Annotated in this window: 1 pseudogene; it reads left to right on the forward strand. The window is 49.8% G+C overall.

The features are described 5' to 3' along the window. Positions 1-309: pseudogene (locus AB9F29_RS21950) on the forward strand (crotonyl-CoA carboxylase/reductase); the annotation flags it as partial.

A 309-nucleotide genomic window follows, 5' to 3' on the forward strand; every position in this document is an offset into this window, starting at 1 on the left:
ATCCACATGAGTTGAAACCGGGCCAAAATGTTTTGGTTTGGGGGGCCTCTGGTGGGTTGGGCAGCTTTGCTATTCAGCTCATTAATACCGCTGTGGCGAATGCAATTGGGGTCATTTCCGATGAAGAAAAACGCGCATTTGTGCTCGGGCTGGGGGCAAAAGGGGTCATTAATCGCAAAGACTTCAACTGTTTGGGGCAACTCCCGACGGTAAATAGCCCCGAATACAAAGACTGGTTCAATGAGGCGCGCAAATTCGGCAAGGCCATTTGGGATATCACGGGTAAAGGCGTGAATGTTGACATGGTTT

This window comes from Falsihalocynthiibacter sp. S25ZX9 (genome assembly GCF_041205405.1).
Taxonomy (GTDB): Bacteria; Pseudomonadota; Alphaproteobacteria; order Rhodobacterales; family Rhodobacteraceae; genus Falsihalocynthiibacter; species Falsihalocynthiibacter arcticus.